Origin of the sequence: Saccharopolyspora sp. ID03-671 (genome assembly GCF_045278815.1) — a bacterium.
GTDB lineage: Bacteria > Actinomycetota > Actinomycetes > Mycobacteriales > Pseudonocardiaceae > Saccharopolyspora > Saccharopolyspora ipomoeae.
In genome coordinates this window covers 6,388,680-6,412,224 of sequence record NZ_CP134054.1, presented here as the reverse complement: position 1 = coordinate 6,412,224, position 23,545 = coordinate 6,388,680, and the positions used below count along the sequence as shown (strand labels likewise).

At 72.0% G+C, this 23,545-nt stretch carries 15 protein-coding genes and 1 pseudogene; 7 read left to right on the top strand and 9 right to left on the bottom strand.

The window, feature by feature from the left end:
- Positions 1-2 precede the first annotated feature (2 nt).
- The gene (locus REH65_RS29770; RefSeq protein ID WP_406690068.1) at positions 3-1,196 is read right to left on the bottom strand and encodes a M20 family metallopeptidase; all 1,194 of its coding nucleotides are present in this window, start codon (positions 1,194-1,196) and stop codon (positions 3-5) included.
- A 124-nt stretch (positions 1,197-1,320) separates the two neighbouring features.
- On the opposite strand from REH65_RS29770, the pseudogene REH65_RS29765 reads away from it, so the two are divergent.
- A pseudogene (locus REH65_RS29765) lies at positions 1,321-1,665 on the top strand (Lrp/AsnC family transcriptional regulator); the annotation flags it as partial.
- Between the two features lie 65 nt (positions 1,666-1,730).
- Entirely contained in the window at positions 1,731-2,342 is a 612-nt protein-coding gene (locus REH65_RS29760) for an Lrp/AsnC family transcriptional regulator (RefSeq protein WP_406693298.1), read from the top strand.
- Between the two features lie 331 nt (positions 2,343-2,673).
- Here REH65_RS29760 and REH65_RS29755 read toward each other — a convergent pair whose 3' ends face one another.
- Together REH65_RS29755 and REH65_RS29750 are read right to left on the bottom strand one after the other, a co-directional pair.
- On the bottom strand, positions 2,674-3,981 hold the full coding sequence (locus REH65_RS29755; RefSeq protein WP_406690067.1) for a M1 family metallopeptidase: 1,308 nt from the start codon (positions 3,979-3,981) through the stop codon (positions 2,674-2,676).
- Positions 3,978-7,862, bottom strand: coding sequence for a Pls/PosA family non-ribosomal peptide synthetase (locus REH65_RS29750; RefSeq protein WP_406690066.1), 3,885 nt, complete (start codon positions 7,860-7,862; stop codon positions 3,978-3,980). The genes REH65_RS29755 and REH65_RS29750 overlap by 4 nt, the downstream gene beginning before the upstream one ends.
- Positions 7,863-8,212: 350 nt before the next feature.
- Between REH65_RS29750 and REH65_RS29745 the strand changes: the two genes are divergently transcribed.
- Both REH65_RS29745 and REH65_RS29740 read left to right on the top strand, forming a co-directional pair.
- Entirely contained in the window at positions 8,213-11,023 is a 2,811-nt protein-coding gene (locus REH65_RS29745) for a PQQ-dependent sugar dehydrogenase (RefSeq protein ID WP_406690065.1), read from the top strand.
- A 271-nt stretch (positions 11,024-11,294) separates the two neighbouring features.
- Positions 11,295-11,846: a snapalysin family zinc-dependent metalloprotease gene (locus REH65_RS29740; RefSeq protein ID WP_281456718.1), complete on the top strand. Its 552-nt coding sequence runs from the start codon at positions 11,295-11,297 to the stop codon at positions 11,844-11,846.
- Here the strand turns inward: REH65_RS29740 and REH65_RS29735 are convergent.
- Positions 11,843-13,393, bottom strand: a complete 1,551-nt coding sequence (locus REH65_RS29735; protein WP_406690064.1) for a class I adenylate-forming enzyme family protein — start codon at positions 13,391-13,393, stop codon at positions 11,843-11,845. The two genes, REH65_RS29740 and REH65_RS29735, sit on opposite strands and share 4 nt — an antisense overlap.
- Before the next feature lie 31 nt (positions 13,394-13,424).
- A complete protein-coding gene (locus REH65_RS29730) occupies positions 13,425-14,075 on the bottom strand; it encodes a nitroreductase family protein (RefSeq protein ID WP_406690063.1) in 651 nt (216 codons plus the stop codon).
- Positions 14,076-14,248: 173 nt separating this feature from the next.
- On the opposite strand from REH65_RS29730, the gene REH65_RS29725 reads away from it, so the two are divergent.
- Both REH65_RS29725 and REH65_RS29720 read left to right on the top strand, forming a co-directional pair.
- Positions 14,249-16,144, top strand: a complete 1,896-nt coding sequence (locus REH65_RS29725; protein ID WP_406690062.1) for an FAD-dependent oxidoreductase — start codon at positions 14,249-14,251, stop codon at positions 16,142-16,144.
- Entirely contained in the window at positions 16,141-16,788 is a 648-nt protein-coding gene (locus REH65_RS29720) for a TetR/AcrR family transcriptional regulator (RefSeq protein ID WP_406690061.1), read from the top strand. The genes REH65_RS29725 and REH65_RS29720 overlap by 4 nt, the downstream gene beginning before the upstream one ends.
- Here the strand turns inward: REH65_RS29720 and pptA are convergent.
- The 4 genes from pptA to REH65_RS29700 form a co-directional block, all read right to left on the bottom strand.
- Positions 16,766-16,993: a tautomerase PptA gene (gene pptA, locus REH65_RS29715; RefSeq protein ID WP_406690060.1), complete on the bottom strand. Its 228-nt coding sequence runs from the start codon at positions 16,991-16,993 to the stop codon at positions 16,766-16,768. The genes REH65_RS29720 and pptA overlap by 23 nt on opposite strands.
- Positions 16,994-17,037: 44 nt before the next feature.
- Positions 17,038-20,859: an amino acid adenylation domain-containing protein gene (locus REH65_RS29710; protein WP_406690059.1), complete on the bottom strand. Its 3,822-nt coding sequence runs from the start codon at positions 20,857-20,859 to the stop codon at positions 17,038-17,040.
- A gap of 23 nt (positions 20,860-20,882) precedes the next feature.
- Positions 20,883-21,791, bottom strand: coding sequence for an EamA family transporter (locus REH65_RS29705; RefSeq protein ID WP_406690058.1), 909 nt, complete (start codon positions 21,789-21,791; stop codon positions 20,883-20,885).
- Positions 21,792-22,076: 285 nt separating this feature from the next.
- Entirely contained in the window at positions 22,077-22,439 is a 363-nt protein-coding gene (locus REH65_RS29700) for an ArsR/SmtB family transcription factor (protein WP_406690057.1), read from the bottom strand.
- Between the two features lie 68 nt (positions 22,440-22,507).
- Between REH65_RS29700 and REH65_RS29695 the strand changes: the two genes are divergently transcribed.
- The gene (locus tag REH65_RS29695; RefSeq protein WP_406690056.1) at positions 22,508-23,539 is read left to right on the top strand and encodes a cation diffusion facilitator family transporter; all 1,032 of its coding nucleotides are present in this window, start codon (positions 22,508-22,510) and stop codon (positions 23,537-23,539) included.
- The last annotated feature ends 6 nt before the right edge of the window (positions 23,540-23,545 follow it).

Below are 23,545 nucleotides of genomic sequence, written 5' to 3'. Positions count from 1 at the left end.
GATCATCTCCCCACGTGGGTGCGGGCCAGGGCGAGTTCGGCGTAGGCGGTGGCGCCGTCGGCGAGCACCGCGTCGTCGAACAGCGCTGTCGGCGAGTGGTTGTAGTCGGCGGAGTCCGGGTCGATGCCCTCCGGAACCGCGCCGAGGCCGATGAAGCTGCCGGGCACCTCGTCGAGCACGCGGCAGAAGTCCTCCGAGCCCGACAGCGGGTTGACCAGGGTCTGCTGCCGCTCCTCGCCGAAGAGCTCGCGGATGGTGCGGTCGGCGAAGGCCGTCTCCTCGGCGTCGGTGCTGGTCGGCGGGTATCCCGGCCGGTAGTCGACCTCGACGTCGACGCGGTGCGCCGCGGCCACCGCGCGCAGCACCTCGGCGGAGCGCTCCCGCATCCGCTCGCGGGACTCCGGCGAGAAGGTGCGCACGGTGGCGCCGAAGGTCGCGACCTCCGGGATGACGTTCACCGCGGTTCCGGCGTGCAGCGAACCGACGGAGAGCACGACCGGGTCGAACATGTCGAACTGCCGGGTCACCATCGTCTGCAGCGAGGTGATCATCTCGCTGATCGCGGCGACCGGGTCCTGCGTCCGGTGCGGCGCCGACCCGTGCCCGCCGGTGCCGCGCACCTCCACGTGCAGCTCGTCGGACGCCGAGAGCATCGTGCCGGGCCGGGTGACGAACAGGCCCTGCGGCGCGTTCGAGGAGAACACGTGCATGCCGTACGCGGCGTCCACCCGGCGTCCGGAGGCCTCCAGCACGCCCTCGTCGACCATGATCCGCGCGCCGTCGCAGCCCTCCTCCCCCGGCTGGAACATCAGCACCACGTCGCCGCCCAGCCGGTCGCGGTGCGCGCACAGCAGCCGGGCCGCGCCGATGAGCATCGTGGTGTGCAGGTCGTGGCCGCAGGCGTGCATGGTGTCGCCGGTCCGCGAGGCGAAGTCGAGCCCGGTGCGCTCGCGGACCGGCAGCGCGTCCATGTCGGCGCGCAGCAGCACGGTCGGCCCGTCGCCGCCGCGCAGCACGCCGGTCACCGAGGTGGTGTCCCGCCCGGTGCTGATCTCCAGCGGGAGGTCGTCGAGCGCGGCCAGAACCCGTTCCTGGGTTCGCGGCAACCGCAGCCCGACCTCGGGTTCCCGGTGGAACTCGTGGCGCAGCGCGATCAGCTCGTCGTGGATCGCCCGCGCGTCCTCGTGCACAGTCAACTGCTACCTCCGGACGTGACCTGCTTCATAACGGCATCGGGGCGCGTCAGTGTGCGATGTCGGCCGGGTCCGAGGTGTTGAATCGAAGGATTCGTGCAACGACCACCGTCGGGAGAGGTGATTCGTGAGTTCCCGCGCGCCTGAGCTGGCAGAAGAGGACCTCGCGCTGATCCACGCGCTGCAGATCGCGCCGCGCGTGAGCTGGGCCGAGGCCGCGCGCGTGCTGGACTCGTCGCCGACGGCGCTGGCCGCCCGGTGGCAGCGGCTGCGCGCGGCGGGCCTGGCGTGGGTGACGGTGCACTCCGGCGAGCAGTCGCGGGACGTGGTGGCGTTCGTGGACCTGCGGGTGGACCCGATCCACCGGCCGGAGGCCATCGAGCGCCTCTCCCGCGATCCGCGAGCGGTCTCCGTCGAGGAGACCGCCGGGGGCCGCGACCTGGTGCTGACCGTGATCGTCCCGGACTACGACTCGCTGGCCGCGTTCACCCTCGACGACCTGCCGACCACCCCGGGCGTGCGGGAGGTGACACGCACGTGGCCACCAAGGTGCACCGGCAGGGTGCGGACTGGCGCCTCGACGCCCTCGACCGCGAGCAGCAGACCGCGCTGCGCGACGCCGCCCGCCACGCCGAAAGTCCCGCGCGGGGGCGGATCCCGGACTCGTACTGGCCGGTGGTGCAGCGGCTGGCGCAGGACGGCAGGCAGAACGCGGCCGAGATCGCCCGCGCGCTGGGCCGCGACCCGGCGACGGTGCGCAGGCAGGTCGCCAGGCTGCTGGCCACCGACGCCCTGGCGTTCCGCTGCGAGGTCGCCGGACTGCGCAGCCGCTGGCCGATCGTGTGCACGTGGTTCGCGCAGGTCCCGATGACCGACCTGGACCACACGGTCCGCTCGCTGTCGACGCTGCCCGAGCTGCGGCTGCTGGTGTCCACGGCCGGCCAGTCGAACCTGATGTTCCTGCTGTGGGCGCGCTCCTCCGGCGACCTCATGCGCGTCGAGCGCTCGGTGAACGAGAAGCTCCCGTGGCTGCGCCTGTCCGAGTCGGTGCTGACGCTGCGGACCCGCAAGCGCATGGGCTGGATCCTCGACCGGCACGGCCGCGCCACCGGGGAACTCGTCCTCCCCTGCACCCTCCACCCCGGCTGACCGGGGAGGTGGTCACCGAAGGCGTCGAGAATTCGCCCCGGCACCACCGCTTTCAACTTGCCCGGAGAACGACTCCGCGAATCGATTCGCGCCACTGTGGACACACCCCGGATGGCGGTCACACATTTATCTGTACTGGCGCGAAATTCACTGCCCTAAACTCACAGCTGCCCAAGCGTAAGGCGATTTCGCGGGAGAGCACTGCGCAGTCCCCGCTGGCGACGGGATCGAGCAAACCTTCATCACCGCCGACCGCGCCTGAGGTCCGGGACGATCGGGGCCGTGCGGCGCACGACCGCTCGGCCCCGATCGCCGCTGGTCGCAGGCCGGATCAGGCGGGCAGCGGCGGGAGCTCCTCCTCGTGCAGCCACGCGGTGAAGAAGCCCTCGGGGACGCCGAACTCCGCGGCGAGGGCGGTGAAGTCCGATGTGGACACCGTGCCGTGACGGTGGTCGGTGGCCCAGCGGTGCAGGAGCGCGAAGAACGGCCGGTCGCCGAGCTCGTGGCGGAGCGCGTGCAGGGTGATCGCGCCGCGCTTGTAGACCTGGGGGTCGAACATCCGGTCCACGCCCGGGTCGGCGATGGCCAGGTCACCGGCGACCCGGGCGTGCCAGTCCGCCGCGTGCTGCTGGGCGGTCGGACCGCCCGAGCGCTCCGACCAGAGCCACTCGGCGTAGGTCGCGAAGCCCTCGTTGAGCCAGATGTGCCGCCAGTCGGCGAGACCGACGCTGTTGCCGCACCACTGGTGCGCGAGCTCGTGCACGACGAGCCGTTCGTGGGTGCGCCGCCCGTCGACGTGGTTCGCGCCGAAGATCGACATGCCCTGGGCCTCGACCGGGTCGTCCAGGTCGTCGTCGGTGACCACCACGACGTACTCGCCGAACGGGTACGGGCCGAACAGCTCCCGCAGGAAGTCCATGATCTCGCCGTGGCGGCCGAAGTCGTGGGCGAACGCCCCGGCCAGCCGCGCCGGGATCGCCGCGCGCTGCGGCACCTCGCCGGAGCCCAGCTCCACCTCGTCGTACAGGCCGACCTGCACGCTCATCAGGTACGTCGAGGTGGGTTCGGGCCGCTCGAAGACGTGCGTGGTGGTGCTGCCGCCCCGCTTCTGCGACCGCGGGTTCCCGGTCACCTGCACCGAGAACGGCGATGCGGTGGTGAACGAGACCCGGTAGGTGGCCTTGTCGGCCGGGTGGTCGTTGCACGGGAACCACGACGGCGCGCCGATCGGCTGGGCGGCGACCATCGAACCCTCGGTCAGCTCCTCCCACCCGATCTCGCCCCAACGGCCGCTGATCGGCGCCGGGGTGCCCGAGTACCGGACCTCCACGCGGAACCGGGCGCCGTCGGCGATCGGCCGCTGCGGGCGGATGCGCAGCTTGCCGCCGCTGTGGGTGTACTTCGCGGGCTTGCCGTCGACCTGGACGCGGCGCACCCGCAGGTCACCGAGGTCGAGGCTGAATCGCAGCAGGGGCTGCGTCGCGGTGGCCGCGATGCGGGCGTGCCCGCCGAGCCGGTTGGGCCCCACCTGGTAGTCCAGGTCGAGGTCGTAGTGGGTGACGCGGTAGCCGCCGTTGCCGTGCTCGGGCAGGTAGGAGTCGGTCGATCGATCCGCACCCGGTGCCGGAGCAGTGCTCAACGATCGCGTCCCTTCCCGTTCGTCCAGACCGTGATGGGGTTGCCGAGCCAGCGGGTGCGGGCCGGAACCTCGTCGCCGCGGGTCACCAGCGAGCCGGGGCCGATGGTGGTGTCGGAGCCGATGCTCGCGCCGGGCAGCACGATCCCGTGCGGGCCCAGCGTAGCGCCGGCCTCCAGGCTCACCTCGTCCAGCCGCATGACGCGGTCGTGGAACAGGTGGGTCTGCACGACGCAGCCGCGGTTGACGGTCGCGCCGTCGCCGAGCCGCACCAGGTCGGCCTCGGGCAGCCAGTAGGTCTCCAGCCACACGCCGCGGCCGATCTCGGCGCCCATGCTGCGCTGCCACAGCGTCAGCAGCGGGGTGCCCGCGGCGGAACCGATCAGCCACGGCACGGCCAGGACCTCGACGAACATGTCGGCGAGCTCGGTGCGCCACACGAACGAGCACCACAGCGGGCGCTCGCCGTCCCGGTAGCGCCCGATCAGCAGCCACTTCACGGCGGTGGCTACGAGGCAGGCGAGCAGCCCGGCGCCCAGCACCACCGACCCGGCCAGCAGCGCGGCGCCGAGCAGGCCGAGGCTCGCGTGCAGCTGCGCGAGCGCGAACAGCACCAGCACCGACAGCGCGACGCTCACCATCACCGGCACGATGCGGAACAGCTCGACGACCGCGCGGGCGATCTTGAGCCGCAGCGGCGGCGCGAAGGTGCGGCTGCGGTCACCGCCGTCGACCGAGCGGCGCAGCGGCATCGGCGGCATGCCCAGCCACGACGAGCCCTTCTTGGCCTTGCGCGGTGTCGAGGACAGCACGCCGACCAGGCCGCGCTTGGGCACCCGGCGTCCGGCGGCGGTCATGCCCGAGTTGCCGAGGAACGCCTGCTTGCCGATGCGCGCGGGCGCCACGTGCAGCCAGCCGCCGCCGAGCTCGTAGGCGGCGACCATCGTGTCGTCGGCGAGGAACGCGCCGTCGGCGACGTTGGTCATCTTCGGCAGCGCCAGCACCGTGGATGCCTCCACGTCGCGGCCGACCTTGGCGCCCAGCAGCCGCAGCCACACCGGTGTGATGAGGCTGGCGTAGAGCGGGAACAGGCCCACCCGCGCCATGTCCATCAGCCGCTCGGTGGTCCACGCCTGCCAGGCGACGCGGCCGTGAACGGGGTGGTAGCCCTCGCGCAGCCCGATGCTCAGCGCGCGCACGCTCACCAGCACCAGCAGCGCGTAGCCGAGGAAGTAGGTGATGCTCGCCAGCGGCACCACCGGCAGCACCCGCAGCAGCGCGGTGCTCAGGTCCGGCGATCCGGTCAGGGCGCGGGCGAGCAGGACGACGCCCGGAGCCGCGGCCACGACCGGCAGCACGCCGAGCAGCATCGACGACAGGCCGTAGAGCGCCACCCAGGTCCGCGACCGCGGCGGGCGGCTGGTCGGCCAGTCCTGGGTGGACTTGGCGACGCGACTGGCCGGGGACCCGGACCAGCGCTGACCGGCGGGCACCGAGCCGTGCACGGTGGATCCGGCGGCGATCTCGGCGCGCTTGCCGATGCGCGCGCCGGGCAGCAGGGTGCTGCGCGCGCCGACGCGGGAGCCCGCGCCGATGCGGATCTTGCCGATCCTGACCTGGTCGCCGTCGACCCAGTAGCCGGAGAGGTCCACCTCCGGTTCCACGGCCGCGCCCTTGCCGATCTTGAGCAGTCCGGTGATCGGCGGCGGTGTGTGCAGGTCGACGTCGTCGGCGACCTGGGCGCCCAGCGCACGCGCGTAGAACGCGGTCCACGACGCACCGGAAACGCCGGTGGCGCCGGAGAACTCGGCGAGCTGCTGCGCGGTCCACAGTCTCAAGTGGACGCTGCCGCCGCGCGGGTAGCTGCCGGGCCGCACCCCGTCGAGCAGGAAGCGGGCGCCCGCGGCCGAGATCGTGATGCGACCGACCGGTGTGAACAGCACCGCCCACGCCCCGGCGATCCACCACCAGGACACCGCGGGCAGGAAGTCCACGGCACCGATCCAGGTCAGGACGTTGCCGAGGGCCGCGAGCGCGGTCAGCCAGCGCAACCCGACCAGCGACAGCATCGGCAGCAGGATGAGCAGCTGCAGCAGCCCGGTGCGGCGCGGGGTCGGGGTGACCTCGTGCTGCGGGTTGTCGGTGGCGGCGTCCAGCGCGTCGAGGTGCGCGGCGAGCCCGCCGAGCGTGGGTTCCTGGTAGATGTCGGCGACCGACACCTGCGGGTGGCGGGTGCGGATGCGGGCGATGAGCTGCGCGGCGGTGAGGCTGCCGCCGCCGTGGGCGAAGAAGTCGGCGGCCGGGTCGGCGACCTCGATGCCGAGGATCTCCGCCCAGCCCTCCGCCAGCCACGACTCGGTGACCGACAGGGTTCCGCCGGGGCCGGTGTTGGGCAGGGGCCAGGGCAGGGCGGCGCGGTCGACCTTGCCGGACGTGCGGGTCGGCAGGTCGTCGATGGCGGCCAGCAGCGGCACCAGCGCGGCGGGCAGGCGTTCCTGCAGCTGCCGCACGGAAGCGTCGTGGTCGAACTCCGCGCCGCTGGGCACGACGTAGCCGACGAGGACCTGGTTGCCCGCGGCGGTGGTCTGCACGGCGGCGGCCGCCCCGGCGACGTGCGGCAACGCGGCCAGAGCCGCGTCGACCTCGCCGAGCTCGATCCGCCGCCCGCCGAGCTTGACCTGCTCGTCGGCGCGGCCGACGAACAGCAGGCCCTCGGGTTCGGCGCGCACCACGTCACCGCTGCGGTAGGCGCGGTCCCAGCCCAGGGAGGGCAGCGGGGCGAACTTCTCGGCGTCCTTGGCCGTGTCGAGGTAGCGGGCCAGGCCCGCGCCGCCGATGACGAGCTCACCGGTCTCGCCCATGCCGACGGGCTGCCCGGCCTCGTCGACGACGGCGAGCCGCCAGCCCGCCAGCGGCAGGCCGATGCGGACCTCCTCGTCGCCGCTGAGCTGGGCGGCGCAGGCCACGACGGTGGCCTCGGTGGGCCCGTAGGTGTTCCAGACCTCGCGTCCTTCGACGTCGAGGCGTTCGGCGAGCTCCTGGGAGCAGGCCTCGCCGCCGAGGATGAGCAGCCGCACGTCTTCGAGGGCTTCGACCGGCCACAGGGCGGCGAGGGTGGGCACGGTGGAGACGACGGTGATGCGCTGGGCGACCAGCCAGGGGCCTAGGTCGACGCCGGTGCGCACGAGCGCGCGGGGCGCGGGCACCAGGCAGCCGCCGTGCCGCCACGCCAGCCACATCTCCTCGCAGGAGGCGTCGAAGGCCACCGACAGCCCGGCCAGCACCCGGTCACCGGGCCCGATGGGCTCGTCGGCGAGGAACAGGCGGGCTTCGGCGTCGACGAAGGCCGCGGCCGAGGCGTGGCTGACGGCCACGCCCTTGGGCTTGCCGGTGGACCCGGAGGTGAAGATGATCCACGCGTCGTCGTCGGGGGTGGGCGCACGCAGGTCGCCGCCCGGCGTGCGGCGCAGGTCGAGGGCGTTCCCGCCGGTCAGGACGGCGCACACGTCGGCTTCGGTGAACACGAGCTCGGCGCGGTCGTCGGGGTCGTCGGCGTCGACGGGCACGTAGGCCGCGCCCGCGGCCAGCACGCCCAGGATCGAGACGTAGAGCTCGGCGGTGCCGGAGGGGATGCGGATGCCGACCCTGTCACCTGCGCCGATGCCGCTGTCGGCGAGGCGGCGGCGCACGGCCTCGATCTCGCCGGTCAGGCGGCGGTAGGTCAGCGCCCCGGTGCCGTCGTCGATCGCGGCGGCGTCGGGGTGGCGCCGGGCCGTGGCGTGCAGGACGTCGATCAGGGTGCGGCGGTCGGAGGTGGGGTCCGACCAGTAGACAGCGCTGGTCGAGGTCTCCTGCAGGGATTCCCGTGCCGTGGTCAGCGTCACCGCGTCCGCCGTTTCGCCGGCTGCGCGGTCCTCGAACTACGTGTGCCCACGGTATCCCTCTCCTGTCGTCTCCGGCGCGTGCTCCGAACGACCCACGCGCGGCAGACTGGACAGCCTACGATCTCCCGAAGATCGATGCCGCACCACACGCCTGGCCACGTGCCGGTCGTCACACTCCAGCGATGTCGTGTAACGCCGCGTGACCGCGATGGCGGAAACCGGAAGAAGCCCTTCGCACTTCGGCGGTTCAGGCCCGAAAAGCCGTTCCTCTCAGAGCACTTGGTCCCTGGTTGGAATTGGCGCGATGGAGCCACAGTTGCTTGGTTCCCGGCTCGGTCGAGGTGACGGTGATGATCGACGTAGATCGCAAGAAGTCGTGCGCGGTGCTGTCCGCGCTGGCCTTGCTGGTGGCCGGGTTGCTGGTCGCACCGGCCCCGGTCGCCTCCGCAGCCCCGTCGCTGCCGCCGGGGTTCGTGGTGCGAGATCAGCCCAGCGGGCAGGCGGCCTACGACCTCACCGACTTCACGTACCTGCCCGACAACAGCACCCTGACCACCGGGAAGCGCGGCAAGGTCGCGTGGGTGTCGACCAGCGGGAAGGTCAACACGCTCGGCCAGCTGCCGGTGGACACCGTGCAGGACCTCGGCCTGGTCGGCGTCGCCGCCGCGCCCGACTACGCGACCTCGCGCCACATCTACCTGGCGCGGGCCGTGCCGGATGCGGCGGACGGTTTCCTGCTGCGGCTCGCGCGCTGGACGGTCACCGGCGGCGCGGAGCCGACCGGGCTCGCCGACGAGCAGGTGATCTTCGAGACCAAGAGCTTCTCCGACGTCCACGCCATCACCGGCATCGTCGCCGCGCCGGACGGCACGCTGTGGGTGTCGATCGGGGACCTGGCGAGCTTCCGCTTCACCGATCCGGCGGCGTTCCAGACGTTCAACCCGGACTCCCCGGCGGGCAAGATCGTGCACATCACGCCGGACGGACGCGGCGTGCCGAACAACCCCGCCTACCAACCGGCCAACCCGAGTTCGTGGCGAAGCCGCGTGTACGCCAGCGGTTTCCGCAGCCCGTTCCGGCTGTCGCTGGACCCCACCACCGGCACGCCGCTCGTCGGCGACGTCGGCTACGGCACCTGGGAAGAGGTCGACGCGGTGCGGCCGGGGCAGAACTACAAGTGGCCGTGCTGGGAGGGCAACCACCCGGCGCCGGGCTACGCCGACCGGCCCGAGTGCGCCAACGTCGCCAACACTCCCCCGGTCTGGGAGTACCACCACGGCAGCGGCACCGACCAGGGCAACAGCGTCACCGGCGGAATCGTCTACCAGGGGCAGAGCTACCCGGAGGCCTACCGCGGCGCGTACTTCTTCGGCGACTACAGCCAGAGCAAGCTGTGGAGCATGCGGCTGGACGCCCAGGGCGACCTCGTGCAGCCGCCGCAGAGCCCGCCGCTGGGCACCGGGGTCGGCGGTCCGGTGAAGTTCGAGGCCGCCCCGAACGGCGACCTGGTCTACGCCGACATCTACAGCGGCGCGCTCCGGCGGCTCAGCTACTCGTCGGCCAACAGCGCCCCGGTCGCGTCGGCCACGACCACCACCGATCCGGCCACCCGCACGGTCACCTTCGACGGGTCCGACTCGGTCGACTTCGACGGCGACGCCCTGCGCTACGAGTGGAACTTCGGCGACGGCACCACCGGATCGGGCGTGCACGTCACCCACACCTACGCGCCGGGAACACCGCGGTTCACAGCCCGGTTGACGGTCCGCGACCCGTTCGACGCGACCGGCAGCACCGACATCGTCGTCGCCCCGTCCAACCACTCCCCCGAGCTGACGCTCACCCCGCCCCCGCGGGCGGACTTCGCCGTGGGCGACCCGATCTCGCTGTCGGCCCAGGCCACCGACGCCGAGGACGGTCCGCTGGAGGTCACGTGGACGAGCTCGGTGGTGCACTGCCCGGAGGCCACCACCTGCCACGACCACCCGGGCGACGGCGCGCAGGGCCCGGTGCTGGACACGACGTTCACCGACCACCCGGACGCGCGGATGGAATTCACCGCCACCGCAACCGATTCCGAGGGAGTGACGACCAAATCCACCTACACCGCGCTGCCCCGGGAGCACCTGCTGACCTTGACCAGCAACGTGCCCGCGGTGCTGCAGATCCCGGTCGAGGGAGGCGCGAGCTCGGCGAAGGTCACCGAGGGCGCGCAGCTCGACGTGCTGGCCGCGGCCACGGCCACCGACGGCGGCTCGACCTTCTCGCGGTGGTCCGACGGGCCGACCGAGCGGTCCCGGTTCATCACGATGGGACCCGCCGATCAGACGCTCAACGCCGAGTACCTGTCGCCGATCGACCAGCGCTACAACAGCGATCCCGGGGTGCGCGGGCTGCTGGGCGCGCCGACGGGACCGGAGATCACCGACGGCCCGGTGCACTACCGCACCTACGCGGGCGGCCGGCTGTACTGGACCAAGGAGACCGGGGTGCACGAGGTGCACGCCGGGAACCTCGCCAAGTACCTGGAACGCGGCGGGCACGCGTTCTTCGGCGCCCCGACGACCGACGAGACGTCCACACCGGACGGAGCGGGCCGCTACAACCACTTCGCCTACGGCGCTTCGGTGTACTGGACGGCGAACACCGGCTCGCACGCCGTGTGGGGCGCGATCCGCGCGCAGTGGGCCCGGCTCGGCTGGGAGACCGGCCCGATCGGGTACCCCACGACCGACGAGACCGGCACGCCTGACCGCGTCGGGCGGTTCAACCACTTCAGCAAGGCGTCCTCGATCTACTGGACGCCGCAGACCGGGGCGCACGGCATCTGGGGCGCGATCCGCGACCTGTGGAGCCGGATCGGCTGGGAGACCGGGCCGACGGGCTACCCGACCACCGACGAGAGCATCACGCCCGACGGCGTCGGCCGCTACAACCACTTCAGCAAGGCGGCGTCGATCTACTGGACTCCCCGCACCTGGTCGCACGAGGTCTACGGCCGGATCCGGGAGCGCTGGGCGGCCCTGGGCTGGGAACGCTCCTACCTCGGCTACCCGACCACGGGCGAGTTCTCGGTCTCCGGCGGCCGCCAGAACAACTTCGAACGCGGCTACATCCGCTGGTACGCCTACAACAACTCGGTCGTAGACCGCCGCTACTAACCCTCCGGAGTGGTGGTCGCGGGGCGCTCGATCGTCACCAGGGGACGGTTTTTCCTCGAATTGACCGGACAAAAGGGATGTTGATCATGGGTGATTCGAGGAAAAACTGCCCAGGGGCGACCACCGGGAAAGCCGGGATCCACTTCGGACGGTGAGAGCGGCTGACCTGGCGGTTATCCGCCAGTGTCCGGATCCGGGCGGGGATCGTGCCTAGCCTCGCCGTCGTCGCCCGCCACACCCCGGCGGGCGACGACGAGAGTGAGGAGCCGAGATGCCCAGGTTTTCCACGTCCACCGCGCTCGCCGGTGCGGCGACGGCGTTGCTGCTGGTCACGGGTGCGCCGCTGGCCGGTGCCGCCGTCGGCGACACCGCCGCACCGCACGTGGTCACCTACGACGCCAGCCAGGCCGCGGAGTTCCAGGCCGCCATCGACGAGGCCACCGCCACCTGGAACGAGCAGGTCGCCAACGTGAAGTTCGAGAAGGCCACCGATGGCCAGGCCGACCTCGTGGTCCTCGCCGACGACGGCTGGCCGCGCGCCCAGACCGACTCGCTGGGCGCCGGCACGGTGTGGATGGGCCGCGAGGCCGTCAACGAGGGCCACCACATCCCCCGCATCGCCACCCACGAGATCGGCCACATCCTCGGCCTGCCGGACAACCGCACCGGCGTGTGCGAGGACCTGATGTCGGGCGCCAGCGCCGGCACCGACTGCGCCAACGACCTCCCCAACGCCGAGGAGAAGGCCGAGGTCGAGCAGAACTTCGCCGAGGGCACCGAGATCGCCCCGCAGCTGTTCACCGAGGCCCCCGCCGCCCGCTAGGAGTTCTGGAGCGAGCGGAGCCGGCGCTTGAGGATCTTGCCCTGCGGGTCCAGGGGAAGCTCGTCCACCAGGTGGACCTCCTTCGGGACCTTGTAGCCGGCCAGCAGCCGCCTGCAGTGCTCGGTGAGCTCGTCCGCCGCGAGGTCCTGGCCGGGTTGCGCGACGACGAACGCGGTCACGGCCTCCGACCAGTACGGATCGGGCACGCCGACCACTGCGGCGCGCTGCACCCCGGCGTGCTCGTAGAGCGCGCGCTCCACCTCCTGCGAGGAGACGTTCATCCCGCCGGTCTTGATCATGTCCTTCAGCCGGTCGTGGAAGAACAGGTTCCCGTCGGCGTCGACGCGCACCATGTCGCCGGTGCGCACCCACCCGTCGCGGAAGACCTCCGCGGTCCGCTCGGGATCGTCGAGGTAACCGAGCATGACCGAGGGCGTGCGGCAGATCAGCTCCCCGATCTCGGCATCGGCGTCCTCGGCGTCGACCACCCGGACCTCCAGGTGCGTCACCGGTTTCCCGATCCAGGACGGGTCGCCGCCGGGGATGTCGTCGAGGGTCCGGAAGAACCCGACGGTGCCCAGCTGGGAGAGCTCCGACTGGCCCCAGTAGGTGCCCCACAGGACCTCCGGCGCGGCGGCCGCCCAGGCGTCTATGACGTGCGGCGGGATCTGCCCGCCGTAGGTCATGCACCGGCGCACGCTGCCGACCGCGTCCGGGCCGAAGCCCTCGCGCCCGCTGAGCGCGATGTAGAACGTCGGCGTCTGGGCGATGACCGTGACCCGCTCCCGCTGGATGATCCGCAGCGCCGCGTCCGGCTCGACGGTCGCGGGCAGCACCAGCGTCGCGCCCATCAGCGTCAGGCTCGTCATCGAGCCGAGCCCGGCGATCGTGTGGAAGGGCATCACGAACAGCCACGTGTCGCCGGGCCCGGTGTCCAGTCCCCAGCCCCAGGCCGGGGCGGTGGAGGCGAGGTAGTTGCGGTGCGGGATGAGCACGCCCTTGGGCGCGGCCTCGGTGCCGGAGGTGTAGACGATGAGCGCGACGTCGTTCTCGTCGAGCTCGACCTCCGGCTCTTCGGCGGGGTGTTCGGCCAGCAGCGCGTCGAGTTCCGGGCCGTAGCCGAACTGCTCGACCCCGTCCGGCCGGACCGCGGCCACGATCTCACCGAACTCGGGCCCGACCAGCACGATCTCGGCCTTGCTGTGCCCGAGCTGGTGGGCGACCTCGGCCTCGCGGTAGAGGGGGTTGATGCCGGTGAACGCGGCACCGACCTTGAGCGCTCCGTAGTACGCGGCGACCACCTCCACGCCGTTGCGCGCCATCGAGGCGATCCGGCCACCGCGCTCGATGCCGCGCGCGAGGAAGAACTGCGCGTAGCGGTCGGCCCGCTCGTTCAGCTCGGCGTAGGTCGTCTCGGCCCGGGCGCCGTCGGCGCCGTAGGAGACGAGGGCGACCTTGCGGGGCCGGGTGCGGGCGTGGCGGCGGAGCTGGTCGCCGATGGTGGCGCGGCCCAGCGCGGTGCGGTGGTGAGCGGCGAGTTCGGCCACGGCAGGTCCCTTCGGGGTTGAGCTCGCCCGCTCACACCGCGGAGGCGGTGAAGTAGGGCCGGGTGTAGGTCTCGGAGGCGACGATGTCCTCCACCGGGCTGCGGGTGAGCTTGGTGGGGAACCGCTTCTGCGGGTAGCCGACGGCGACGTGCGCGGCGGTGAGCACCCCGTCCGGGATCTCCAGCAGCGCGCGGACCTCGGGTTCGGCGTGGCAGAGCAGCGTGGTGACGGCCGAGGCGACGCCCTGGTCGCGCAGCGCCAGGCAGAAGTTCTGCATGGTCGGGTAGATCGACGCCCCGCCGACCACCGACAGCCGGTCCAGCTCCAGATCGGTGGGGTGCAGCCCGTCGATCTCGGCGCAGACCACGACGATCGCGGGAACCTCGGCGAGGTGCTCGGCGAAGTGGTCGGCGTCGCGGACCGCCTTGGGCATGGCCCCGACGTTGACCGAGCCGTCGCCGATGCCGCCGAGGTAGGCCTTCCACATCGGCAGGTACAGGTCGGCCAGCGCCTGCTTGCGCTGCGGGTCGCGGACGACGATCCAGCGCACCGGCTGGCGGTTGCCGCCCTGCGGGCCGAATCGGGCGGCGTCGAACGCCTGGTGCAGCACCTCGTCTGGGACTGGGTCCGGTGCGAAGTACCGGCAGGTCCCCACGGTGCGCATCGCCTCGGTCAGCTCCATCGCCAACTCCTCGCCTATCCGCTGTTAGGTTCGGGGCCTGATGGTGCTGTGACTCACCGCACAAGTCAAGACCCTGAGGTGCGCGGATAAGTGGACGAACGACCCGCTATTGACGCGCGAGGGGCGGACGTGGCAAGACTGATTGCCTAACAGTGGACAGGCTAGGGGGACGCATGACCGTCGACGACCGCAGCGGGCTGGCCGGGGCGCTGGAGCGCGCGAACCTGCCGTCGCTGGTCCCGGTCCTGTTCCAGCTCACCGGCGACGACCGCTGGCTGCGCGAGCCCTACCGGCCCACCCGCAGCCGCGGCATGGACGACAACGACTCCGGCGGCTTCACCCCCGAGGTGGCCGCCGAGATCCGGAGCGCCGCGCTCGACGCCGTCCTGGCGCACGAGTCCGGGACACCGGCCGCGGTCCCCGCTCCCACGGGCGAAGCGCTGCGCGCTCTGCTGGAGCTCGCCAACGGCGAGCCCGCCTCGCCCGAGTACGCCGAGATGCTGGCCGAGGACATGGGTTTCGCCCCGCCGGAGCCGAAATCCGCTGCCCCGAAGGACATCGACGCGATCATCATCGGCGCGGGAGTGTCCGGGATGCTGGCCGCGATCAAGCTCGCCGAGGCCGGGATCGAGCACGTCGTGCTGGAGAAGAACCCCGACGTCGGCGGGACCTGGTACGAGAACGCCTACCCCGGAGCCGGGGTCGACACCCCCAGCCACCTGTACTCGTACTCGTTCGAGCCGCGCCCCTGGCGCACCCACTTCGGCAAGCGCGACGAGGTCTGGCACTACCTGCGCGAGGTCGCCGAGCGCCACGACCTTCGCGCGGTCACCCGGTTCGGCACCGAGGTCACCGACGCCGCCTACGACGAGACCACCGCCACCTGGACGGTGCGCACCGCCGACGGCCAGGAGCTCACCGCGCGAGTCCTGATCAGCGCCACCGGAGCGCTCAACCGACCGAAGGTCCCCGACATCGACGGGCTGAACTCGTTCCGGGGCAGGATCTTCCACACCGCCGACTGGCCGTCCGATGTGGACCTGCGCGGCAAGCGGGTGGCCGTGGTGGGCGCCGGGGCCAGCGCGATGCAGGTGGTGCCTGCGATCGCCGACGACGTCGCCTCGCTGGCGGTGTTCCAGCGCTCGCCGCAGTGGATCGCGCCGAACGACGTCTACTTCAGCGAGGTCGACGACGCGGTGCACCTGCTCATGGAGCGGGTGCCGTTCTACCGGGTCTGGTACCGGGCGCGGCTGGCGTGGAACTTCAACGACCGCGTCCACCCGACGCTGCAGGTCGACCCGGACTGGGAGCACCCGGAGCGCTCGGTCAACGCCGCCAACGACGGCCACCGCCGGGTGTTCACCCGCTACATCGAGTCCGAACTGGACGGACGCCCGGACCTGATCGCCAAGGCGCTGCCCGACTACCCGCCGTTCGGCAAGCGGATGCTGCTGGACAACGGCTGGTACCGGACGCTGCGCCGCGAGCACGTCGAGCTCATCACCGAGGGCGTCGCCGAGATCACCCCGACGGGCCTGCGCGGCACCGACGGCACCGAGATCACCGCCGACGTCATCGTGCTTGCCACCGGTTTCCACACCCACCGGTTCCTGTGGCCGATCGACGTCCGGGGGCGTTCGGGCCTGTCGCTGGCCGAGGTCTGGGGACCGGAGAACGCCCGCGCGCACCTGGGGATCACCGTTCCCGGCTTCCCGAACCTGTTCCTCACCTGCGGCCCCGGCACCGCTCTGGGGCACGGCGGCAGCTTCATCACCATCGCCGAGTGCCAGGTCCGCTACATCGTCGACGTGCTCACCGCGATGGCCGAGCGGAACCTGCGCTCCGCGGAGGTCCGGCCCGAGGTCGAGGCGGCCTACACGCAGGACCACGACGAGGCGCACTCGCGGATGCTGTGGACCCACCCGGGCATGACCAACTGGTACCGCAACGCGGCCGGCCGGGTCGTCTCCACGATGCCGTGGCGGATCGTCGACTACTGGCGGATGACCCGCCGAGCCGACCTCGACGAGTTCCTGGTGGAGCGCGACGAGGGGGTGGCGGCGCGATGACCGGCCCGGCGCGGGCGGGTGCGAGACTGGGCGGCGTGCAGGGAACGGCCAGGCGCAAGCAGCGCACCTCGCAGCGGCGCGCCGACATCGTCACCGCCGCCGCTCGGATCTTCGCCGAGCAGGGCTACGGCAACGTCGGGATGCGCGACATCGCCGAGGCGGTCGGCATCCGGGGCGCCAGCCTCTACCACCACTTCCCCGCCAAGGAGGAGATCCTCTACGCGATCTGCCTGTCGGTGACCCGCGAACCGGTCGAGGAGACCCTGCCGCTGCTCGACGCGGCGGGCACCCCGACCGAGCGGCTGACCGAGCTGATCCGCGCCCACATCCGGCACCTGCTGCACCGCCGCGTCGAGTACCGCGTCGGCCAGCACGAGCGCACCTCGCTGACCGCCGAGCACCGCGCCGAGATCGACCGGTACCTGCAGCACTACAACCAGCGGGTGCGCGACGTGCTGGCCGCGGGCATGCGCAGCGGCGAGTTCCGGGAGATGAACCCGAAGCTCGCCGCGTTGGGCCTGCTCGACATGCTCAACGGCGTCAGCAACTGGATCCGCGGCAGCACCGACGACGCGGCCGACGAGGTCGCCGACACCTACGTCCACCTGCTGCTGGACGGCCTCAGAGGTAGTCCGGGCGCTTGATCAGCAGGTCGGGCCGCCCGGCGATCTCGGGCTGCACGACGGTGTCGTTCCAGACGTCCTTCTCGACCGGCTCCAGGCTGATCGACACGGCCCCGTCGCGGGTGCCCAGGTGCTCGATCAGCGCAGCGGTGATCGACTCGGCCAGCCCCCGCTTCTGCTCCTCGCTGACGTCTTTCGGGAAGAACTTGACGTTCACGTGCGGCATCGCTCGCTCCTCGTTCTCGATGTGGTTGGTTGCGACGTTAGCCGTCAGCGCTGCCGGGCGTGCGCGGCCCGCAGCGCGGCGGCGAGCTCGGCGACCCCCTGCTCCCCGAGCACCGCGTAGTGGTCACCGCCGAGCTCGACCACCCCTGGCGGCTCGGCCGAGTAGCCGGTGCTGCCCTCGATGAACGAGTAGTCGTCGCCGACGGCCTTGAACAGCGTCACCGGTGCGCTGACGCTCCTCTCGGCCAGCTCGTGGAAGGTGTAGTCGAACTCGTAGGTCCGCTCCACGATCCGCGTGATCCGCCGGATCACGTCCTCGTCCAGGCTCGGGTACCGCTCGTGGACGAACGCCACGAAGTCGTCCTCGCCCTCGACCTCCGCCAGGCAGCGGTCCAGGTCCGGACCGCTGATCGTCCCGGCGAACACCGAGAACAGGATCGTCAGGTACGTGGTGTCGGAGTACGAGGCTTCCCTCGCACCGCTGGTCGCCCCGGCGATCTCCGGGTTGCCCGGGCAGATGAGCATCAGGTGCTCGACCTGCTCGCCCTGCTGCTCCAGCTGCCACGCGGCCTCGAAGGCCACGCGCGCGCCGAAGGAGTACCCCCACAACCGGTACGGCCCGGTCGGCTGCTCCCGCCGGATCTCGGCCAGGTCCGCGGCGGCCATCCCGCTGATCGTCTCGTAGGGATCCTCACCTGCGTTGATGCCGTGCGCCTGCACTCCGTAGAACGGTCCGCCGAGGCCGGATTCGCGCGCCAGCGCGCGCAGGTTCATCGGGTAGCCGCCCAGTCCGGGCCAGCAGTGCACCGGCCGGTCGTTCCCGCCGTCGTGCAACCGCACCAGGCGCGAGGACTCGACCGGGGAATCGTCGGCGATGCGCGTCGCCAGCTCGGCGAGCTCGGGGTGCTCGAACAGGACCTGCAGCGGCAGCTCGGTGCCGAACTCGCGGTTGATCCTGTTCACCAGGGTCACGGCGATCAGGGAGTTGCCGCCCGCGGCGAAGAACTCGTCCCGGGTCGACACGTCCTCGTACTTCAGCGCCTCGCCCCACAACCCGGCCAGCCGCCGCTCGACGTCGGTGGCCGGGGCGACGTACGGCGCGGCTTCGGCCTCGCGCACCTCGCTCGACTCGGCCAGCGCCCGGGTGTCGACCTTGCCGTTGGCGGTCAGCGGTAACCGGTCGAGCACCAGCACCCGGTTCGGCAGCATGTACTCGGGGAGCAACCGCGCGAGGTCGTCCTTGACGATCTCGGCGGGACCTCGCATGTGCACGGCGTCCTCGTGCATGCCCTCGCTGCGCCGTTGCCGCTCGCTGGTCTTGCCGCCGAGGAAGAAGTACGACGCGCCCGGTTCGATCCCGCAGGAGGCCAGGATCTCGTCGACCCGTCGCGCGGCCGCCAGCGGATGACCGGTCTTCGAGCTGTAGCCGGAGGACATGAACCCGAGCCCGAGGTCGTTGCGCTGCAGCCGGTGCAGGGTGGCGCCGAGGTCGACGTACTCCAGCCGGTCGTCCTCGGCCCGGCTCACCGCGGTGATGCCGAAGCTCGACCTGTCGTGGACCGCCTGGTTGATGGCGATCACGTGCCGGGCCTGCACGAGCTCGTCGGAGATCCGCAGCAGTTCCGCACCGGTCCAGCGGTACTGCCCGGCGGGCAGCCCGTCGACGCGGCCGGGGTGCGCCTGGACGTAGAGCTCGGTGGCGTTCGGGCGCCGGGTGCCGTCGTTCGGCCGGATCTCGAAGGTGCCGAGGTAGTGGTCGGAATCGGCCGCACCGATTTCGTCCATGATGGACGGTTGGTGCCCGCCGGCCCGGACGTCGAGTCCGTGACCGGGCAGGACCTCTTCCAGAACGCCGAGCATGTGGCCGGTTTCGAATTCGAGCACTTCCCGGACGTTGTTGGCGTAGACCGGTTCGATCGCGCTGGTCCGGCCCGCGAAGTGCAGCCGGAACGTCGGTTCGCGCGTCTCGGACCGCTCGGCGACGCGCACCAGGACGTGATCGACCGGGTGGTAGTAGTACACGCCGGGGTCCACGGCGTCGAGGCCGGTGATCTCCACGTGGAGCTGGGTGGCGTAGAGCGCCCCGGGCGAGGCGTAGGAGTACTTCGGCAGCAGCCGCTCCGGGCTGTGGAACTGCCCGAACCACCGCAGGATCTCACCCCACTCGGCCAGGCCGGGTTCGTCGAGGCCGCGGGAGCGCTCCGGGCGCGGCGAAGTCCCCAGCAGCGCCTCGACGTCCGCGCGGGTGACCTCGCCGCCCTCGTAGAAGCGGTAGGTCTTGCGGGCGAAGGTCTCGCGCCGCTGGTGCGCGGTCTCCTGCTTACCCGGCAGCGCCACGACGGGCCTGCCCCGCAGCTCCTCGGGACCGCGGACCCCCGGGTTGGACAGCTGGGCCTTGACCTGCAGCTTGTTGGACTTGGACCGGTGGTGGGCCCCTTCGTTGCCCTGGTCCATCACCGTCGCCTCGCGCGGGTTGAGCTCGACGCAGGCGATCAGGTTCTGGAACCCGGTGCGCGGGTCGTCGGTGACGATCGCCGCCGCCTGCCGCACCCACGCGTGCTCGGCGATGCCCAGGGCGATCTCGTCGAGCTCGACCCGGTGACCGCGCAGCTTGACCTGGTTGTCGGCCCGGCCGCAGAACTGGATGCTGCCGTCGGGGTTCCAGTGCGCCAGGTCCCCGGTGCGGTACAGCCGTTCGGTGGGCACGAACGGCGACGGGACGAACTTCTCCGCGGTCTGCTCCGGGCGACCCAGGTAGCCGCGCGCGAGCTGGACACCGCCGACGTGGAGCTCGCCGGTTTCGCCGATGTCGGCGGGAGAGCCGTTCTCGTCCAGGATGAAGCACTGGGTGTTGTCCACCGGGACGCCGATCGGGACCGCACCCGTCCCGTCCCCGATCTCGGCCGGGTCGACGAGGTGCGCGGTGGCGTTGATGGTGCACTCGGTGGGCCCGTAGAGGTTGATCAGCGACACCCAGGGCAGTTCGTCGGTCACCTGCCGCGCCAGCGGCCGGGACAGGGCCTCACCGCCGGAGAACACGCGGCGCAGCGACGTGCAGGTGCCGAACCGCTCGGTGTCGAGCAGCGCCTGCAGCAGGGTCGGCACGCACTGCAGCGTGGTCACCTGGTGCGCGTTGATCGCGTCGATCAACGCATCCGGGTCCCGGTGGATCCCGGGCGCGCCCAGCACGACCCGGGCGCCGAAGGCGGGCGCGAGGATCTCCCACTGCGCCGCGTCGAAGCTCATCGGGGTCTTCTGCAGCACCGAGGCCTCCGCACCGAGGTGGCCGAAGGCGTGCAACCACCGCATCTGGGAGGCGATGCTGCGGTGCTCGATGAGCACGCCCTTCGGTCGGCCGGTGCTGCCCGAGGTGTAGATGACGTACGCCAGACCCTCGGGGCGCGGCGGCACCCCACCCCCGACCGCACCGCTCCCGGTGCTGTTCGGGGTGATCACCCGGATACCGGGCGGGGCGAGCTCGGTGAGCCGGGCGGCGAGGTGCTCCTGGGCGACGACCACCTGCGCGCCGCAGTCGGCGAGCATGTAGCGCAGCCGTTCCTCGGGGTACTCCGGCGACAGCGGCAGGTAGGCGCCGCCCGCGGACAGGATTCCCCACACCCCGACCACCAGGTCCGGGGAGGGGTCGGCGAACAGCCCGACGCAGTCGTCGGGCGCCACGCCGGCGTCGCGCAGGTCGTCGGCCAGCCGGGCGCTGAGCCCGTGCAGGTCGCGGTAGGTCAGCCGTTCGCGCTCGCTCTCGACCGCGATCGCGTCGGGTCTGGAGAGCGCCTGCTGCTCCAGCAGGCTGGGCAGGAAGAATCCCGCGAGCGCGTCGTGCGCGCGCGGCGGGGACAGGGTTGTTTCCACGGTCGTCCTCGCTGGGAAGTGCGTCATCGCGTCGGAGCGGACGGGCGGGAGGCGGGTTCGGGCGGCTGCGGCGCGGGCGCCTGCCGCGGTTGCGCGAGCACCACGGAGGCGATCACCGCCAGCGCACCGAGGAGTTGCAGCGGCGACAGCTCCTGACCGAGCACCGCGTAGCCGAGCGCGGCGGCGGCCAGCGGACTGGCGAATCCCAGGAACGACACCGCGACGGCGGGCAGCCTCTCGATGCCCCGGAACCACAGCGCGTAGGCGAGCAGCGCCCCGATCAGGCTGAGGTAGGCGAATCCGGCCAGGTTCTCCGCCGAGACGTCCTGGGGAAGCCCTTCGACCAGCAACGTCATCGGGAGCAGCAGCAGGCCGCCGACGGCCAGCTGCCACCCGGTGAAGGTCAGCAGGTTGACCCCGTCCGGACGCCCCCACCGCTTGGTGAGCACGATCCCCGAGGCCATGCACGCCGCGCCGCCGAGTCCGCTGAGGACACCGATCAGGTCGACCCCGGCGCGCGGGGTCAGGACCAGCATCGCCACCCCGGCGGCACCGAGCGCGCAGGCACCCACCTGGACCGGGCGGACCTCGCTCTTGAGCAGCACCGCCGACAGTCCCAGCACGAGCATCGGCTGGGTCGCGACCACGAGCGCCGCAACACCGCCCGGCAGGTGGTAGGCGGCGACGAACAGCAGGTAGAAGAACGCGCCGATGTTGAGCGTTCCCAGGACCAGCGCACGCCACCACCACGCACCTCGCGGCAGCGTCCGGCCCACGGCCACGAGCACCAGCCCCGCGGGGAGCGCGCGCACCGCGGAGGCCAGCAGCGGCCTCCCGGGCGGGAGGAGCTCGGTGGCCACCAGGTAGGTGCTGCCCCAGACCGCCGGCGCGATCGCGGTCAGCGCCGAGTCGAAACCGATCCCCTTCCTCATCGGACACCTCGCGCGGATCGAAAGTCCCGGTGCCGCAACGTAAATCGTGATCGCATCAGCGCCCCTCCTCGCCGACCATAAGGCGAGGCAAACCTAAGATCCGTAACCCGGACGGGTCAATGCGCAGATCCGGACGGACGACCTCCCCACCCCCGGCGCAAGTCCGTGACGTGCGATCCCGCTGGATCCGAGCGCAGCGGGTGACGCTGACCACCGACCCCTGGAGGGGTCAAACGCGTTGTTATGCGGAGGTTTTCCCTCCACGAGGGGTTCCGCGGGGCGCGCTCACCGGCGTTCGACGTGGTGGTGCGGGATTCCGCGGACCGCGTGGTCGGCGAATTCCAGGGACTCGGCGACCAGGGCGGCGAGGTGATCGCTGGCGATGCGGTAGAGCATGCGGCGCCCCTCGCGGCGGGACTGGACGAGCCCGGCCAGGCGCAGCCTGCCGAGGTGCTGGGAGACCGAGGATCGCGACGCGGCGACCTGGTCGGTGAGCGTGCTGACGTCCTGCTCGGTCGTCAGCACCCGCAGCAGGTGCAGCCGGGTCGGGTCGGCGAGGTGGCGCAGGACGTCGGCCGCCACCGCGAACCTGGCGTCGTCGGGTTGCTGCGAATCGGTGGCTGTTGCCATGTCGTCGTGCGCGCGCATCCTTGCATGTTGCCCCCGACCAGGGCATCCTGGCAAGCCGACGGCACGCGAGCGAAGGTGAGGAGCACATGGCGCACGACTCCACCGGGCACGGCCACGGGCATGGGCACGGGCACGTCCGGCGACGCTGGTGGCACCACCTCAAGCACGCCGTCACGCCGCACGGTCACGACAGCGCCGACCGGTTCGACTCGGCGCTGGAGACCAGCAGGCGGGGCGTGCGGACCCTGGTGTGGTCGTTCGCCGCGCTGCTGGTCACCGCGATCGCGCAGCTGGTGCTGGTGCTGCACACGCGCTCGGTGGCGCTGCTGGGCGACACGATCCACAACTTCGCCGACGCGCTCACCGCGCTGCCGGTGGGCATCGCGTTCCTGCTGGGCCGCCGGGTGGCGACCCGCCGCTACACCTACGGTCTGGGCCGGGCCGAGGACCTCGCCGGGGTCGTGGTGGTGCTCATCATCGCCGCCTCGGCCGCCTTCGCCGGGTACGAGGCCGTGCTCCGGCTGGTCGAGCCGCGCCCGGTGCAGCACCTGTGGGTCGTCGCGGCCGCGGGGCTGATCGGGTTCGCGGGCAACGAGATCGTGGCGCGCTGGCGGATCGCCGTGGGACGGCGGATCGGTTCGGCGGCGCTGGTCGCCGACGGGCTGCACGCGCGCACCGACGGGTTCACCTCGCTGGCAGTGGTTCTCGGCGCCGCCGGGGTCGCGCTGGGCTTCCCGCTGGCGGATCCGATCATCGGCCTGGCCATCACCGCGGCCATCCTGTTCGTGCTGCGCGACGCGGCCAAGCAGGTCCTGCACCGGCTGATGGACGCGGTCGACCCGCGCACCGTGGACCTGGCCGAGCAGACCGCCGCCGGGGTCGCCGGCGTGCGGGGCGTCGACCGGGTGCGGATGCGCTGGATCGGCCACAGCCTGCACGCCGAGCTGGCCGTGGCCGTCGATCCCGCGCTCACCGTCGAACGAGCCCACCTGCTCGCCCACGACGTGGAACACGCGCTGGTGCACCGGGTTCCGCGCCTGACCGCGGCGGTCGTCCACACGGAGCCCGCGACCGGCGCCGACTCGGCCCACGCGCTGCTCGCCCACCACGGGCGCTGAGCCCGC